The organism is Ruegeria sp. A4 (assembly GCF_056543025.1).
Map to the genome: position 1 here is coordinate 170,467 of NZ_JBQGAW010000005.1, position 17,274 is coordinate 187,740.

A 17,274-nucleotide genomic window follows, 5' to 3' on the forward strand; every position below is an offset into this window, starting at 1 on the left:
AAGGACTCTGCCACTGGGGTCAAATCAGGAAGCGGCGTGCAGGCGGACAACGGTATTGCGAGCAGAGCGAACGCAGCCCAGGACAAAACTGCTTTACAAGAACGCATGATGACCCTCCTGCCTGCTATGGTCCATGGCTTCTTCTTTCTGTTGCGCCGCAACCAACGCGTCCAAGAACCCTGAAACACCGGTGGTCTGTTGTGTCAGAGAAGTATCAGCTTCCCGATGCGCGCGGGCATGTGCATGTGTCAGCCAGATACTGTGGGTCAGCGAAATCTGATGAGCGTGAATCAGTCGCAAACCCCCATTCGAAGTAAGCAGTGACAAGTGCGCGCGCGGAATTTTCTCCAGGGCGTTCTGCGTGACGCCAAAATGCCCGCTCGGAAACTCAACTCCCTGAAAAGTGGTGAGCGGACCAAACAATCCCATGTCAGCAAGAACACGACACAGATGAGTTGTGTATTTCATCGACACTTTCAGGGCGCGAAAGAAAGCTGCGACTTTTTTCAGTTCCGGCGCAATTTGACCTGATTTGTCGAAGAATACCTCGTCTTCCGGATTGTCAGTGACAAGCCCCGCCGTTTCGTCGACAAGCAATTCGTCATGGCCGTTACCATCCGGTTCAATCAGTCGTGGCCGGAACGGAGCACAGCGCAAGACGCATGGCACATAAGTCGCGAGCCATTTGCCATGTGCTGACACAAATGGCGTAGGCTGGTCCGGTTGCATGGACAATACAGCCACTGGATAAAACCCGTGTTCAGATTTCCGAAAAGTGATTGGAAATGTGGCGGCGGCCTGAAGAATTTCTAGTTCGACCACAGGGCAATCTGCCATAGTCCGTGCGAAATCGAACGAGGTGAACCGCCTCCAGAACCGATGACCATGTCGTCCAAGACTGACCGGAGTTAAGCCATTCTGTGCCATAACCGCCTCATGATGTTGAATTACGTCTGTATGTGCGCCGGTCTGGATCAGGCCGTTGCCCCGGTCGGGTCAGTGTGCAGGATGTTATCTGCGGTCAGGCCGCTCAGATCGCTCAGGTCTTGGAACGTGGCCACGGTTTCAACGCTGGCATCGTTCGCCGCCTGGAAATCTACCTTGACCAGAACACTGTCTGTTCCGTCGGTTGCCATCACGTAAAGCTCATCGCCCGCCATGGCTCCGGCAAGACTCTCGACAGCGGCTTCGATTGTGCTGAGGTTGAGGTCGGTGAGTACCGTGCTGAGGCCGACAAATCCGGTGTTCGTGCCCAACGTGTCTCCGGTGGAAAGCAATTCGAATCCGGTGCCATCACCGCGAAGCGTGTTGGTGTCCAGCCCATGGAACATCAATGCGTCGGTTACATCCGCAGCCGGGCCAATCGTAAAGCCAGTCACAGTGTCTGTACCATTGCTGGCCGGGTCGGCCTCGAAGACGACGATGTCTCGCCCTGCTGCGGAAACATCAATGGTATCGTCGCTGTCACCGCCGCGCGTGATGGTGTCCGTATTCGCAGCGGTGAGCGTGTCATCGCCAATGGCGCCAAACTGCACTGTCGTTGGCCCGCCATCAGACGTTTTGATTGTCAGCTCAATAGTCTGGCTGGAGTCCTGGATCGTCATCGTGAAGGTGACAAGCGGCTGAGAAAGATCTGTAAAGGTTGTCGCCGCGCCAGCAAAATTCATCGCGCCTCCGGCGCCCGGGCTGGCCAAGAACAAATCGAAGGCGTTGTTTTCCGAAACCGACGCCGTGTTGAATGTGACAACCGAAGGGTCAAATCCGAGCTCTGCCGTCAAAGCCAGACCGTCAGAGATATCGCGGTCGGCTTCGGCATGGATTGCGAATGTCACCGTAGATCCCGAGCGCCCAACTTCAGAGATCACATAGGCGGCGGGTTCATGCGCAACGGCCTGCTCGGAAACCGGCAGCGGATCTGGTCCACCCGCGACGGTCGCCTGCGCGGAAAAGACAAGGTCATCACCTGCCTCCACTGCCGAAAAGTTGGACGCCGCGACAGCCAGCGACCAGGATCCGTCTGCGGCCACCGTTGCAGATCCGACCGAACTGCCGTTTAACGTGACATCCACCGACTGGCCGACTGACAATCCGGTCGATGACCCGCCGAGAGTAATTCCGGAAGCTTTGGCATCGGCAAGACCAATCGAATTGTTGACCCCGACATCGTTCAACGTCAACAGGGGGCGAAAATCTGTGGAAAGTGAGCTGTTCGCCGCGGCCGAGCTGTTTCCTGCCAGATCGTCAACAGTGGCGGAAATGGTATAGCTCGTTCCGTCAGAGAGCATTCCAAGATCACTTGCTGGAACGGTAACTGCCCACGAACCATTTGATGCAACGCCTGTATAGGTTTGCCCGCCGAATGTGACCGAAACGGGCCGGCCATCTTCAGCCGTGGTCGTGCCTGAGATTGCAAGATCCACGCCCCTCTCGGTCACGTCCAACACGGCACCCACAGGCAGACTGTTTATGGTTATCGAAGGTGCTGTAAAGTCAGTGGCAAAGCTTGTCGTGGTTTGATTGTTGTTTCCCGCCGCGTCCGAGATCGACGCATTGATATTGTAAGTCTCGTTGTCTTGCAGGGCAGACAAATCTGTCACGGTTGCCGTATAGGTCCAAGTACCCCCGGTTACCGTAGCCGTTCCGGTGACGTCCGTAGTGCCGTCAGCGCGCGTGATTTCGACGGTAACAACTGTTCCGTCCGGCGCATCGGAAGTTCCTGACACCGTCAGGTCGGTTCCTTGTTCAGCGGCGTTCATGACGGCCCCGTCGGATACGGTTGAAATTCCGATCGTCGGTGGCGTGAAATCGGTGGTAAAGCTGTTGTTCGCTTGCAGTGCCGGATTCCCGGCAGCGTCCGAGACATCAGCGGTCACGGTGACGGTCGACGCGTCAGATAGACCTGCCAGATCCGAAGCAGGTACAGTTACGCTCCAATTGCCGCCGGAAACCGTTGCGCTATGGGACTGCCCGTTCAGACTGACGGTTACGATTTGCCCGTCTTCAGCTGTCGTACTGCCCGAGATGGAAAGATCCGTGGCCCGCTCGGCTGCATTCATGACAGCTCCGTCCGAGAAACTGTCGATGCTGAGCGTCGGCGCGGTCACATCCTTGGAAAGTGTCACTGCGGCCTGCGGTGCCGTCACGCCACTGGCGTCGTCGACATCTGCGGTAACAGAGAAGTTGCCTCCATCCGACAAGGACGCCAGATCCCCAGCTGGCACAGTCACGTTCCAGGCCCCGCCGGATACTGTTCCGGAATATGTTTGACCATCCAAGGTTACGGTAACTTGCTGACCATCCTCAACATTTGACGTCAGCCCGCTGATGGTCAAGTCGGATCCGGCTTCGGTTGCGTTCAGTACGGAACCAACAGGAAGCGGTGTTATCGAAATGGAAGGACCGGTCAGGTCTACGGGAACCGATACTAGAAGCGGCACTGCCGGATTGCCCGACACGTCCTCGACGGCTACCAGAACAGATGCAGGTACTCCGGTGGAAAGACTGCTCAGATCGGAATTGGGGATCGTTACACTCCAGCTTCCGCCAGAAGCGGTGCCTGTGTGCACTTGTCCGTTGAACGTAACGATGATGGTCTGACCATCCTCTGCCGTGGTGGAACCGGTCAAGGCCAGGTCGCCGGCGACGTCGATCAGTTCTATCGAGCCGCCAGCCACGGGATCCAGAGAAACAGTTGGTGCAGTGAAATCAGTATCGAAGCTCCCGCTCGCCTGTGGTGCGGGATTTCCCGCCGCGTCAGCAACATCCGCGGTAACGGCAATCGTCGCGCCATCAGGAAGGGCCGAGAGGTCTGCTGCGGGAACGGTGACGCTCCATTGTCCATTGGATACCGTGCCCGAATAGTTTTGCCCGTTCATTGAGACGGTAACGGTCTGCCCGTCTTCTGCATCGGTTGTTCCGGTGACCGTCAGATCCGTTGCCTGTTCGATCGCATTCAAAACAGCGCCATCGGAAAACCCGGTGATCGACAGGGTTGGCGGAATTGTATCAATATCGAACTTGACGGATTCGCTGGACAGTTCCGTGCCTGAATCGTCCAGATGTCTGACTGTCACCGTAGAGACGCCTTGCGGAAGCGCATTTGCTTCGGCCGCAGTGAGAGAAATGCTCCAACTGCCGTCATCGTTGGGTGTTACGGTTTTGACCAGCGAACCTATGGTGACCTCGACTGTCGATGTTCCTTCGGGTGCGGCGGCATTGGTAATGGCACTGTTCAATGCCGTTGCCTGAAGTTCGGCCAGGTTCAGGCTGGTATAGCTCGGTTCCGGTTGGGGTTGGGGTTTAGGCGCTGGCGCGACAGGTTCTGGGGAATCGCCGCTGCCGCCACCGCCCCCGCCCGCAGCGGCAGCTGCGCCGGCCAGCCCGAGGCCGCCCAATGCAGCCCCGGCGCCGCTGATTCCGCCAGCTGCTGCACCGGCTTCAGCTGCGCTGAACTGGGCGATTTCAGCAACCGCCGCTTCCGCAATCATGATTGCGCCGCTGTCCAGAACCTGCACGTTTTCCGCCGCCACGATCATGGTTCGACCGTCTGCCATTTTCAGAAGAACATCGCCGTTTTTCAGCAACTTGGCGGAGCGTACACCCGGTATTGTCTCTGCGAACTGGAAGGCGTAAAGCTCTTCGATGGTTGCTTGTGACAAGGCAGGCAATGCCATCAAAGTGGACATGAGGCCGCCAGCCGCGCCTCGACCCGCCCAACGACCAAGCTTACCATTGATCCATTGTTGAACTTGAGATTTGCGATCTCCGTCCGTTGAGTCAGCCGCCGGACGATTGTTGGCCTCAGGTGCTTTGGTCATCTTGCCCTCGCATGTGGTGTCCGCGATCATCGCAACAGGAAAGGATGTGCTGTTTGGCGTTTTGCTCATCTGTCTTTCCCATTTGTTGCCGTTGCGATCGGACCTGAAAAAATTGAGTTAAACTGAAACCGAACTTCTCGTTTTCACCACAATTCTGCTTCGGTTTCGGTCTGCTCATCTGGTCATCTTGCCGTAACTGCCAGGGGTGGCGCGGGAGGTGATGGCTGTGATGCTTCAGTTCGAAAGTGTAGTGGCAACGGGGAGCACGGCGCTCGATTCAGGTATCGGCGATACGGCTTTAAAAACGCTTAACGGGAATACGTATCTCTACACGGTGACCGGCCCGGGTGGCGGCGTCGCGGTCTGGCGGCTGGTCGACGGTGCCCTGCCGCAGCTGGTTGATACCGAGTATTACAGCGGTTCGATCACCTTCCAGGTGGGGTGCAGTGCCACGTCGATAACGCTGGCGGGAACCGAGCAGATTGCGCTCGACATCAACACTGCCACGGGCCTGGTCGGGTATGACGTGAACGCGGACGGAACGATCGGTAACCTGAAGGAAACGGGTGTGCTCAACGGAGGCGGAGATATCTCGGCCATCGTACAGTTTTCACTTGGGTCTTCGGGTGTCCTTGCGATGGCGCATGAGGATACAGGCAATATCGGAACCTACCATGTGAACGCGAACGGGACGCTCAGTCTTGCGGGTTTGATTGCCGGCACAGCGGATGCCATGCAGACGTTGCGGTCGGGTTCGGAACATTTTCTGATCTCAAGTGACGCGGCAACAAACTCTGTCTCGACATATCGCATCGATTCCGGCACCGGCACTTTAACCGAGATCAACAATGATTCGGCGCTCGGAACCCTTGGTGTTTCTACTCCAACGGATGTCGAGACCGTAGAGGCATACGGTAAATCCTGGGTCGTGGTGGCGGGGTCCGTAAGCAACTCTCTCAGTGTTCTTCAATTGAACAGCGATGGAAGTTTGAAGGCGACGGACCATGTGCTTGATACGCTTCATACGCGGTTTGAATCGGTTCAGGATCTGGAGGTCATAGACGTGAACGGTCGGGTCTTTGTGGTTGCAGGCGGCGGCGATGATGGCCTGTCTCTGTTCACTTTGACACCCGAAGGTCAACTTGTTCATATGGACAGTTTCGAGGATACGCTGGCCAGTGGATTGCAGAATGTCGAATCGCTGGCGGTTGCACATGTGGGCGACGAGCTGCAAATTCTCGTGACGTCACAACAGGATGCCGGGGTGAACGTCCTGACGGTCCCGGTCGATGATCTGGGTGTGGTGCGCAAGGGGTTCGGTACCGTAAACGGGAGCGCGTCGGACGATATCCTCAGCGGCGGTATACTGGACACGACCCTGTTGGGAGGCGCCGGAGACGACATTCTCATCGCGGGGAAGGGTGCGACGACGATGTCGGGTGGTGCAGGGGCCGACATCTTCGTGATGCAGTCCGGTAGTGGTCTGACCACAATAACCGATTTTCAGGCGGGCGTGGATCGTCTGGATATGTTCGACTACCCGTTGTTGCGGTCGCCTCAGCAACTGACCTTTACCAGCACGGCAAACGGGGCTCAGATCGAATATCGTGGCGAGGTCGTGCAGGTCCAATCCGCCTCGGGCGGCGCTTTGACAAGCACGGATATCTTTGGCGCAGGCTTCGCCGGACCGGATCACATCCCGGTAGATTTCGGGGACCTGGGCGGGCAGACACCGGGCAGCTCTGGTGGATTGGTCGGGCAGATTACGGTGGACAGCGAGGCTGCGAATCCGGGGCTGACGGATGCGGAAATCCGGTTCACGCCGGACGGCGGGGGCACGGTATCCGGCACCGCAGATGATCAGGGGCGGTTCGATCTGGAATTGCCCGATGGCACCTTTCCCGGAGTGCTGGACATCACCAAATACTATTCCACGGCAAGCGGAAAGATTGACGCGCTGGACGCTTTGCAAGTGTTGCGCATCTCGGTTGGTCTTGATCCGACATGGGGTCCTGCGACCGCGGAAAACCTGATAGCCGCAGACGTCAACACAGATGGCACTGTAAACGCCCTGGATGCGCTTGCAATTTTGCAAGTCGCCGTTGGGCAGCCCACGGCCCATGGCCCTGAATGGGTATTTCTGGATGAGAACGCGGACCTTTCAGGGATTACCAAGGACAATGTAACCTATCAGACGGGTGTCGACGTCGTGGCGGTGGATGGGGTCATCAACGTGGACATGACCTCCGTCTTGTTGGGAAATCTCGAAGCGGCCTGAGCGCCGAAAGATATCTCGGCCAAAGCAGACTTGTACCTTTTTTAAGCAGTAAGGTGCGGAGTGGCTTTTGCGGCCAAATGGACGCGCCTCAGCCTCAGCGCTCGAATGCTGCCCCATGTCGCGGTGCTTCTGGTTTCGACCCAAGCGTTGTCGCGCTTGCGGCTTCACTATCTGTTCCATCCCTGTGTTTTCATGCGGAGATGGTCCAATAATTTCAATGAATTCTACCAGAATCGCAACTTGCCTGCGATAATCGCCTGACCTTCAGAACCGATAAGCCGCTCAAATTGCTGATCGGACAACATAGGTCTTGGCGTCGGTGGAGCAAATGTGACATAGCAGGCCGAGACATCAACACAGAGATGAAAATTAGTAACAATGGAAATATTGGCGCTTTCCATTCCGGAAGTGAAACTGATCACCCCGAAGCGTTTTGGCGATCATCGCGGGTTCTTTGAGGAAACCTACAATGCCGACAGTTTTGCGGCACAAGGGATTCATACGCAATTCGTTCAGGACAATCATTCCCTTTCGAGCACGGTGAACACGGTCCGCGGATTGCATTTTCAGGCTCCGCCAAGGGCGCAGGCCAAGCTGGTGCGCTGCGGTCGTGGGCGGCTGTTTGATGTCGCGGTCGATATCCGCAAAGGCTCGCCCACCTATGGTCACTGGGTCGGTGAAGAACTGAGTTTCGAGAACGGGCGGATGCTGTTGGTTCCTGCGGGGTTCGCGCATGGGTTCGTGACGTTGGAGCCGGAGACCGAGATCGTCTACAAGTGTTCTGATACCTACGCGCCGGAAACCGAAGGCGCGGTTCGTTGGGACGATCCCGATATCGGCATAGAATGGCCACAGAGCAATTCAGAACCCCAGCTGTCCGACAAAGATCGGATCGCACCACTTCTGCGCGAAATTGAATCTCCTTTTGTATTCGAGGACACACAATGAAAATTCTGGTTACGGGCGGGGCGGGCTTTATCGGCTCTGCCGTTATCCGTCGCGCGATTGCCGATGGGCATTCGGTCGTCAATGTCGATGCCCTGACCTACGCGGCCTGTCTGGACAATGTTGCCTCTGTTGCGGATGCGCCGGGATACGTTTTTGAACATGCGGATATCCGGGATGCCGCCGCCATGTCGGCGATACTGGACAGGCACCAGCCAGACGCGATCATGCATCTGGCCGCTGAAAGCCATGTTGACCGTTCGATCGATGGCCCGGCCGCGTTCATCGACACGAACCTGACCGGTACTTATGTATTGCTGGAAGCCGCACGCGCCTATTGGGTGGGTGCCGGCCGGCCCGAGCATTTCCGGTTTCATCACATATCAACCGACGAGGTCTTTGGGTCCTTGGGAAAAACCGGGTTTTTCACCGAAGACAGCCCATACCAGCCGAACTCACCCTATTCTGCCTCGAAAGCGGGATCGGATCACCTCGTGCGGGCGTGGCGTGAAACATACGGCCTGCCAGTGGTTCTTACAAATTGCTCCAACAACTACGGCCCTTACCAGTTTCCGGAAAAACTGATCCCCGTTGTCATCCTCAGCGCGCTGGCAGGCAAACCGATCCCGATTTACGGGAAAGGCGACAACGTTCGCGACTGGCTGCATGTCGATGACCATGCCGAAGCCCTGTTACTGGTGCTCGAAAAGGGTGAACTGGGCCGCAGCTACAATATCGGTGGCGAGAATGAGATGACCAATCTTGATCTTGTCAGAATGCTGTGTTCGATCCTGGATCGCCTCAAGCCGGGTGAAACGCCCTATGCGGACCTGATCACGTTCGTCGCTGACCGCCCGGGTCACGATCAGCGTTATGCCATCGATCCGACCCGGATTCGCACCGAACTCAACTGGCGTCCCTCCTACACGCCTGAAACTGGGCTGGAACAGACGGTTCAGTGGTATCTGGACAACAGCGCGTGGTTGAACGCCTTACAGGCCCGCAGTGGCGTGGGTGAGCGGCTGGGTGTTGCCAAATGAAGGCGCTGGTGTTCGGCCACGGGGGGCAGGTGGCGACCGAGTTGCGGCGTCGCGGACAGGCGCATGGTGTCTTGGTTGAAGCTCTGGATCGCGCCGCGGCGGACCTGTCTGACCCGTCGCAATGTGCAGACGCCATCCGGCATACGGATGCGGACGTGATCATCAATGCGGCCGCCTATACGGCGGTGGACAAGGCCGAAGAAGAAAGCGACCTGGCGCAACGGATCAACGGAGATTCACCCGGTGCAATGGCGCGCGCCGCCGCGGCCCGCGACCTGCCTTTTCTGCATATTTCCACGGATTACGTTTTTGACGGCTCTGGTACGACCCCCTGGAACACCGATGACCCGACCGGGCCCTTGGGGGCCTATGGTCGAACCAAGCTGGACGGCGAACACCAGATCGCAGAGGCTGGCGGCCACTATGCCATTTTGCGCACAAGCTGGGTGTTTTCGGCCCATGGAAAGAACTTTGCAAAGACCATTCTCCGACTGGCAGAAACCCGTGACAAGCTGACCATCGTCGCAGATCAGATCGGCGGGCCAACACCTGCTGCAGACATCGCCGAAACCTTGCTGAAAATGGCCAAGGCTGGCCTCGAAGCCAAAGGGGGGGTGTTTCACTATTCCGGTGCACCTGATGCCAGCTGGGCGGATTTCGCCCGTGAAGTTGTTTCTCAATCCGGCTTGTCGGTCGAAATCGAGGATATTCCAACTGAGGCTTACCCAACGCCGGCACCCAGGCCGCTGAACTCACGTATGGACTGTTCGCGGCTGGATAATGTGTTCGGAATCCAGAGACCCGACTGGAAAGCCGGACTGGCCGAGATATTGAGCGAGTTGAAGTCAGCGACCAGCTGAACCTTGAAAGGACAGATTATGCAGCGCAAAGGCATTATTCTTGCCGGTGGGTCCGGAACCCGGCTTTACCCGATCACCATGGCGATTTCCAAGCAATTGCTGCCGATCTACGACAAGCCGATGATCTTTTATCCGCTGAGTGTTTTGATGCTGTCGCAGATCCGCGAAATCGCGATCATCACCACCCCCCAGGATCAGGATCAGTTTCAGCGCCTGTTGGGGGATGGCAGTCAATACGGGTTGTCCTTGAAATGGATCGTGCAACCGTCTCCTGACGGTCTGGCGCAGGCTTATACTCTGGCCGAGGATTTTCTGGACGGTGCCCCGTCTGCGTTGATTCTGGGTGACAACATCTTCTTCGGACATGGCCTTCCGGACCTGCTGCTCGAGGCGGATCAACTGGAGCGCGGCGGTACGGTTTTTGCGTATCGGGTCGCTGATCCAGAACGCTACGGCGTTGTGGATTTCCAAGGGAACAAAGCCCGCGCGATTGTCGAAAAACCCAAGGTGCCTCCGTCGAATTACGCGGTTACGGGTCTTTATTTTCTGGATGGCGACGCTCCGGCCCGCGCACATGAGGTCAAGCCGTCAGATCGCGGCGAGCTGGAAATCACGTCGCTGCTGGAAATGTACCTGGACGAAGGTTTGCTGGATGTGCAGACCATGGGGCGCGGTTTTGCCTGGCTGGATACCGGCACGCACGGGTCTTTGCTGGATGCGGGAAACTTCGTGCGCACGATCACGGAACGTCAGGGCATGCAGACCGGCAGCCTGGATGAAATCGCCTGGGCGAATGGCTGGATCGACGACGAGGCTCTTGAGGCGCGCGCGCGCCTGTTCGCCAAGTCCACTTACGGCACCTATCTGAAAGGGCTTCTGAGCTAGGCCGGAACTGTTTCATGGTTACGTGTTCAGGCTGGAATTAGCGTGGGCTGTAAGCTGCTTCACGCTTTGTGATCAAGGTCTGAACGGGGCTGGTCGGGTATTCCGGCCATGCCAAACGCCGCGCAAGAATGCCCATTGTTTGGCGCGTTTTCTCGCTGAAAACAACACAGCCGGAGACAGCATTTGCAGTAGCGCCGATGCCAGGGCCCGACCAAAGGCCATCGGGACTTCATGCTTGCGGGCGACGTGAACGCGCGATTGCCCCATATACCACCCCTTCAGGCCAGCGATGGCTGGGCTTCCCGGCGAGGATTTGCCTCTGGCGTGGCGCATCTGAGCGTTGTGAACATAGTACAGTGGCCCGCAAACGGCTTTGAGCCGCAGGCTCAGATCATCGTCTTCATGATACAGAAAGATTTCGGGATCAAACCCGCCGACCGCTTCGAACGCTTCGCGGCGGACCAGGAAGGCGGCGCCGACGAGGACCGGCAATTCAAAGTCGGAATCGGCTGTTTTCCTGGGCAGGGTTTCGTTTCGGGGAATGATCACACTGTATCGCCTGAAACGAGGTGCCCCCTTCCGGTCCAGAATTGCAGGGTTGAAAGCTGATGCATCCGGATGATTGTCGGCCCCCTCTTGCAACGCGTCCAATGCTCCGGGCAGCAAGTGGGAATCCGGGTTCAGAAATAAAAGCAGGTCCGTTGTCGCCTTGGCGGCACCAAGGTTGCATGCGCGGCCAAACCCGATGTTGTCGGGGCTTTCGATCAGAGTTGCGCCATGTGCCTCGGCCATTTGCCGAACCGCTTCTATATCATCCGAGCCATTGTCGACCAAAATTGTTGGCACGCCCTCTGGGATGGAATTCAGCATCTCCGGCAGTACACCACTGCTGTTGTAACAAACGCTTATGATCGTAATCTGTGACAATCCTGCCTGCCGTATCTGTGGAATGGGCCTGATCGTTACTTCCTCGCAAACACAGTTAGGGTCAACCCCGGTTCCAGTACGACGGATCCGGGCTGCTGAATACGGTCTGTGATCCTGTGCGTTCAGCGGCGGCAATCTGAGAAATGATTGAAATGGTTTTTCCCCGGTGAGACGAAGGCAGAAAACCGATCATCAAGCATGGCAGAATGGCAAAGCCGCGTTAGGGGATGCAAAGCCTTTTTTGATCGGAGCGGCAGGATTTCCTCCTTGGATTTTTTCGATTTCCGGCGGCCGTGGTGAATGAGCAGATTGTTGCTTGTCGCCGGGTTGAAACCAGTAAGTCGTTACATGCCCTTAAGGCGATATCGGAATTCTGGCGTAATCTATTTGCCAGGGTGAATGCGTTGGCGGTGATCTGTAGGCTCAGCAAATTGTTGCAGACGCAAGCCTTTCCGCTCAGCATCCAGCGCGCAATTGCAAGCCATAAAGTGCTCAAACCGTGGTTTCTCGAGATATCGGTAAGTTATTGAAAAAATGTATTAAGCATACCTCCACTGAAATTCGGCAGGAAACCACGAGGCTCCATTCGACGCTCATGCGTGCACCGGTACTATTGCTGAAAAGGCTCCAAAACAGAACTCAGTCAAAATAGGTTTCTTAGACGTTGGTTGCACAGCGTAATTGGTGTGAATAACCCCCGGGCGAGGGGTCATTGCTGCTAAAGGAGTTTTGTGCAACAGTGACTGCTGAACTGAGCATAATTAGGGTACAACATCCAAAGCCTTACGTATCGGTTTGGTATTGGGGATTGCAGAACCAGACCAAACTATATAGCAGCCGAATTGAAGCACAAAATAAGCATCACGGAAGAATTGCAGTGAGCGATAGACACACTTACGAATACGACATTGATATGAACAGTGATGTAGCACCCGCACGCGTGCTGCGCATGGTAAAGCCCGGGTCCAAGGTGCTTGAGATCGGGGCCGGGCCAGGTTCGATCACACGCCATCTTTCCGGCACATTGGAATGTGATGTTGTGGCGCTTGAGATCGACCCTTCGGCGATCGAAAAGCTAAAGCCGTTTGCACGTTCTGTGTACCCGATGGATCTCAACGATGCTTCATGGAGTGACATCGTTCGCGAAAAAGACGGGGTATTCGACTACGTGATCGCAGCGGACGTTCTGGAACACGTTTACGACCCGTGGAGCGTTCTTTCAGGCATGAAATCGCTGTTGAACGACACGGGATCGGTGATTCTTTCGTTGCCGCATGTTGGCCATGCAGCCATTGCCGGTTGTCTTGTCGATGAAGATTTCGAATACCGTGACTGGGGCCTGCTGGATCGGACCCATGTCCGGTTTTTCGGCATCAAAAACGTACAGCATCTGCTTAATTCGCAGGGTATGAGCATTGAACAAGCTGAGTTCGTGGTTCGTACACCAGAGATGACGGAGTTTTGTCAACGCTGGAGCCGTTTGCCACAGGATGTTCAGGCCGCCTTGCAGCGCAATCGCTATTCCCATGTCTTCCAGGTCGTAAGCAGATCGGTCCCCAAAGAGCGTGCGGAAAATGACATCTACCTGATGGGCTTGCCCGTCGAACAACCCGATGAAGAGACCCGGCAGCATTGGACCAACATGATGGCAGGCCTGCCCCTGTCCGAAGAGATTGATTTGCAATCGACTATCGGGCCGGTGGACACGAGCACCGCTTCCCGAGTCGAGCCCGGCCCACTGGCCAAGAAGAAAAAAAAATCGCTGGCGCGGCTGTTGGGGTTGAAGAAGTAATGTCCACAAACACCGCGGATCGTGAATTCGGCAATATCAGGACAATTGCCTTCTACCTTCCTCAGTTCCACCCGATCCCGGAGAATGATGAATGGTGGGGCAAAGGGTTCACCGAGTGGACAAATGTCGCAAAAGCCAAGCCGCTTTTCACCGGGCATTATCAACCTCATCTTCCTACGGATCTGGGGTTTTATGACCTGCGGGTCCGCGAAACGCGGCTTGAGCAGATCGAGATGGCCAAAGCCAGCGGAATTGATGGATTCTGCTACCACTATTACTGGTTTTCCGGGAAAAGACTTCTTGAGCGGCCCGTCGACGAAATGCTTGCGGATCCCGAAAGCGATATGCCGTTCTGCCTTTGCTGGGCGAATGAGAACTGGACGCGCCGCTGGGATGCGGCTGAGCACGAGATTCTCATTGAACAGAAATACAAGCCCGAAGATGATCTGGAGTTCATTAAGTCGATCGAGCCGTTTTTCCGGGATCCCCGCTACATAACAGTGGATGGCGCTCCGTTCCTGATTGTTTATCGACCGCAGCATCTGAAGAACTCGCGCAAAACCGTGCAGGTTTGGCGTGACTATTGCGCGTCTGTTGGAATTCCGAAAATACATCTGGCCTGTGCACTGACGCACCGCAACTGGGATTACGCGTCATACGGGTTTGATTCCGGTGTTGAGTTCCCGCCCCACAGCATCAACGTGCCCAACCTCTCGCCAGAAGTGGACTTGTTCGACGATTTCCAAGGCCATTGCGTCGATTTTTCCGACATCGCAGGACAGTATCTGGGTCACAGCTATGGGCCTGAGAACAACGTTCATCGATCGGTTTTTCCGTCCTGGGACAACACTGCCCGGCGGAAAGAAAATGCCATGATCGTTTTGAACGGAACGCCGGAAAACTATGAATATTGGCTTTCGCGTGCCTTGCGCAAAACCGCCCAAGACTTCCCAGACCAGGAACGTTTCGTTTTTGTGAATGCATGGAATGAATGGGCTGAAGGATGTCATCTGGAACCGGATCGCGAGTACGGGCATGCGTTTTTGAACGCGACCAAGGCCGCTCTCCAAGGTTCAAAACTGACCGACTGGACGCATGTGGGTGTTCCTGAAATTTCGCGCCGTGGTGAAACCACGGAAGGCAACGCGCATCCTGTCCCATATGGCGCCAACAAGCCGTTGGCCAAACGGGCATTCCGTCTATTGCGCGATACGGTCAGCGGTCGCTTGCTGAAGCAATGGCTGTCCGCGGCCCGTACAAAATAGAAAACCACGTTGGATTGGGTTGCATGAAAGTCCCAAGTACTTGTCATGCAACTCGGTCTCGTGCTTTGCGTGAAAAAAAGGGTTTTCTTTGTCATAGTCGGCACGACGCGCCTTAGTACGAGAAACTGCATGTCCATCAAAGATACCCTGCTTTACTACTTGCTGACCGCTGCGTCGAAACTCAGCCCACCTTTGTCGCCACGTACGGCAAGGCGGTTCAGAAATTCAGCCAAGAAAAGAGACCCCAAACGGGGTTGGGACAAACCGGGGCAAACCAACAGGCAGGGTTTTGAAGCCATCGGTCGGGCCGACGAGTTCAAACCCTTCGACCCGCCTGCGAAAGCTGAACCCGCAGTGCGGGCGATCGCGCATTACCTGCCTCAATTTCATCCCTTCAAAGAGAATGATGAATGGTGGGGCAAAGGCTTTACCGAATGGTCCAATGTCGGAAAGGCGGTTCCGAATTATCCGGGCCATTACCAACCTCATTGTCCGATTCATCTGGGTTACTACGACTTGCGGTTGCCAGAAATCATGGTCGAACAGGCGCGGATCGCGAAGTCTTACGGGATAGGAGGGTTCTCCTATTACTACTACTGGTTCGGCGGAAAGACCCTGATGGAACACCCGCTCGAACAAATGTTGGGCAATCCGGAAGTCGACATGCCGTTTTGCCTGACATGGGCAAATGAAAACTGGACACGCCGCTGGGACGGGCGGGCGCACGACGTTCTTATCGCGCAGAACCATTCGATCGAGGATTCCCTGAACCTTCTGCGTCACATACGCAAATATTTTGATGATCCACGTTATATTCGGATAGATGGGAAACCGGTTTTCATCGTGTACCGAGCGAACATCATACCGAATATCAAGGAAACAACCGCGGCTTGGCGAAAAGAGGCACAAAGCTGGGGCGAGCCGGACCTGTATCTCATCGCTGCCCAGACTTTCGATATCGGCGACCCCGAGAAACTGGGTTTCGACGCTGCTATGGAGTTCCCTCCGCATCAGGTAAAGCGCACCGACATCACGGATGAGATGGGGATCTACAATCCAGAGTTCACAGGAGCCGTTCTGGATTACCAGGCCGTGGTCGAGGCAGAGCTTCAAAAGCCGGAACCCCGGTACAAGCTGTTTCGGTCCTCTACGCTCTCGTGGGACAATACCGCGCGCAATCAGGATGCCCCCCGGATTATGGGGCGGTTCACGATCGATGCCTACAAGCGCTGGACGGAACATTTGTGCCGCCAGGTTCTTGCGCAGGAAAAATATAGTGCCGACGAAAAAATCGTTTTCATAAACGCGTGGAACGAGTGGGCAGAGGGGACTCATCTGGAACCTGACCGAAGATATGGCTTTGCTTATCTTCAGGCGACCTATGACGCGTTACCCAAGAAATCTGAAAGTCAGATCAACACGTGACGCGTCCGACCTTGAGGTTTCGCGGACCTGACAGTTGGCGCCTCTGATATCCTGTCGTCAAATTTTGCCCGGGGTTCCGTCTCAATTCTGATCGACCCTATGATGCTGTTCCGTATCGTTCGCTCTGACGGTGCGACCTGCAATTTGGTCGAACATCCATTGTACGGCTTCGTCGCCGTCGGAACGGATATGCCGATAAAGGCGAAGTTCGATCGGAGGCACTTCAACCGGCAACCTCAACATGCGCAGCCCCATTTCACGCGCACTGCACTCGGTCAGCGTGGCAACCATATCTGTCTTGTGCAGAATATCCCGGATGTTCAGATAGCTTTGCATCTGAAGCCCGAGTTTGCGCCGTGCGCCCAGTTTGCGCAGGACAATGTCGACCGGACTCGCCCCCTGAGGTCGTGAGGAAACATGCAGGTGTATCAGCTGAAGATAACGCTCCAGCGTCAATGGGCCCGAACCCAGCGGGTGGTCGGGTCGCATGGCACAGACATAGCGGTCCTTCATGATGGTTCGGCTGATCAGATCCGAACTGTCCGGCATCGGAATGTCAGACGCGATGTCGATCGTGCCCTGCTGCAACGCCTTGCGCGTATCCCGGCGGGGAATGCGCACGAGGCTGAGTTCGACCTGGGGTGCCGTGCGCTGAAACCCGGACAAAAGCCCGGGCAGGATGATGAGGCTGTGAAGATCGACCAAACTGACCCGGAACAGCCGTTTGCTGGTGAACGGGTCGAACCGTTCACCCTGCGCCGATGCGGCTTGCAACTGGTGAAGAGCGGCTGAGATCCTGTCCGAAATGCTCTCTGCCAGAGCCGTGGGCTGCATCCCCGTGCCGGTCTTCACGAAAAGCGGGTCGTTCAGTGTCTTGCGCAACCGGGTCAGGGCGTTGCTGACGGCCGGTTGCGTGATCGACAGGCGTTCGGCAACGCGGGTCAGATTTCGTTCGGTATAGATGGCGTCAAAAATAACGAAAAGGTTCAGGTCGATCTTGTTGAGCTTGGTCGTCATGTCATTCACCAAATTTATGCTGA

General features: G+C 56.0%; 12 protein-coding genes. 8 read left to right on the top strand and 4 right to left on the bottom strand.

What is annotated here, in order from left to right; genetic code table 11:
* Positions 1-93: 93 nt before the first annotated feature.
* Together ACR0E2_RS15220 and ACR0E2_RS15225 are read right to left on the bottom strand one after the other, a co-directional pair.
* Positions 94-927 carry a SapC family protein gene (locus ACR0E2_RS15220; RefSeq protein ID WP_480446985.1) on the bottom strand — a complete coding sequence of 278 codons (834 nt, stop codon included), beginning with the start codon at positions 925-927 and terminating at the stop codon, positions 94-96.
* Positions 928-974: 47 nt separating this feature from the next.
* On the bottom strand, positions 975-4,886 hold the full coding sequence (locus ACR0E2_RS15225) for an Ig-like domain-containing protein (protein ID WP_480446986.1): 3,912 nt from the start codon (positions 4,884-4,886) through the stop codon (positions 975-977).
* A 151-nt stretch (positions 4,887-5,037) separates the two neighbouring features.
* Here ACR0E2_RS15225 and ACR0E2_RS15230 point away from each other — a divergent pair, with 151 nt between their 5' ends.
* The 5 genes from ACR0E2_RS15230 to rfbA all read left to right on the top strand — a co-directional run bounded on the left by ACR0E2_RS15230 (position 5,038) and on the right by rfbA (position 10,825).
* Positions 5,038-7,095 carry a dockerin type I domain-containing protein gene (locus ACR0E2_RS15230; protein WP_480446987.1) on the top strand — a complete coding sequence of 686 codons (2,058 nt, stop codon included), beginning with the start codon at positions 5,038-5,040 and terminating at the stop codon, positions 7,093-7,095.
* A gap of 378 nt (positions 7,096-7,473) precedes the next feature.
* Entirely contained in the window at positions 7,474-8,043 is a 570-nt protein-coding gene (gene rfbC, locus ACR0E2_RS15235; protein WP_171640951.1) for a dTDP-4-dehydrorhamnose 3,5-epimerase, read from the top strand.
* On the top strand, positions 8,040-9,080 hold the full coding sequence (gene rfbB / locus ACR0E2_RS15240) for a dTDP-glucose 4,6-dehydratase (RefSeq protein ID WP_480446988.1): 1,041 nt from the start codon (positions 8,040-8,042) through the stop codon (positions 9,078-9,080). Before rfbC ends, rfbB begins: the two co-directional genes overlap by 4 nt.
* Positions 9,077-9,940 carry a dTDP-4-dehydrorhamnose reductase gene (rfbD, locus tag ACR0E2_RS15245; RefSeq protein WP_480446989.1) on the top strand — a complete coding sequence of 288 codons (864 nt, stop codon included), beginning with the start codon at positions 9,077-9,079 and terminating at the stop codon, positions 9,938-9,940. The genes rfbB and rfbD overlap by 4 nt, the downstream gene beginning before the upstream one ends.
* 18 nt (positions 9,941-9,958) lie before the next feature.
* A complete protein-coding gene (gene rfbA, locus ACR0E2_RS15250; protein WP_480446990.1) occupies positions 9,959-10,825 on the top strand; it encodes a glucose-1-phosphate thymidylyltransferase RfbA in 867 nt (288 codons plus the stop codon).
* Between the two features lie 72 nt (positions 10,826-10,897).
* Here rfbA and ACR0E2_RS15255 read toward each other — a convergent pair whose 3' ends face one another.
* A complete protein-coding gene (locus tag ACR0E2_RS15255; protein ID WP_480446991.1) occupies positions 10,898-11,752 on the bottom strand; it encodes a glycosyltransferase family 2 protein in 855 nt (284 codons plus the stop codon).
* Positions 11,753-12,560: 808 nt separating this feature from the next.
* On the opposite strand from ACR0E2_RS15255, the gene ACR0E2_RS15260 reads away from it, so the two are divergent.
* The 3 genes from ACR0E2_RS15260 (at position 12,561) to ACR0E2_RS15270 (ending at position 16,234) form a co-directional block, all read left to right on the top strand.
* Positions 12,561-13,544: a class I SAM-dependent methyltransferase gene (locus ACR0E2_RS15260; protein ID WP_480446992.1), complete on the top strand. Its 984-nt coding sequence runs from the start codon at positions 12,561-12,563 to the stop codon at positions 13,542-13,544.
* Positions 13,544-14,809 (top strand): glycosyltransferase WbsX family protein, encoded by a 1,266-nt coding sequence (locus tag ACR0E2_RS15265; RefSeq protein ID WP_480446993.1) that lies wholly within the window; start codon positions 13,544-13,546, stop codon positions 14,807-14,809. Before ACR0E2_RS15260 ends, ACR0E2_RS15265 begins: the two co-directional genes overlap by 1 nt.
* Before the next feature lie 129 nt (positions 14,810-14,938).
* Positions 14,939-16,234: a glycosyltransferase WbsX family protein gene (locus tag ACR0E2_RS15270; protein ID WP_480446994.1), complete on the top strand. Its 1,296-nt coding sequence runs from the start codon at positions 14,939-14,941 to the stop codon at positions 16,232-16,234.
* Positions 16,235-16,315: 81 nt separating this feature from the next.
* On the opposite strand, the gene ACR0E2_RS15275 is transcribed toward ACR0E2_RS15270, so the two are convergent.
* Positions 16,316-17,251 (bottom strand): LysR family transcriptional regulator, encoded by a 936-nt coding sequence (locus ACR0E2_RS15275; RefSeq protein WP_480446995.1) that lies wholly within the window; start codon positions 17,249-17,251, stop codon positions 16,316-16,318.
* Positions 17,252-17,274 lie beyond the last annotated feature (23 nt).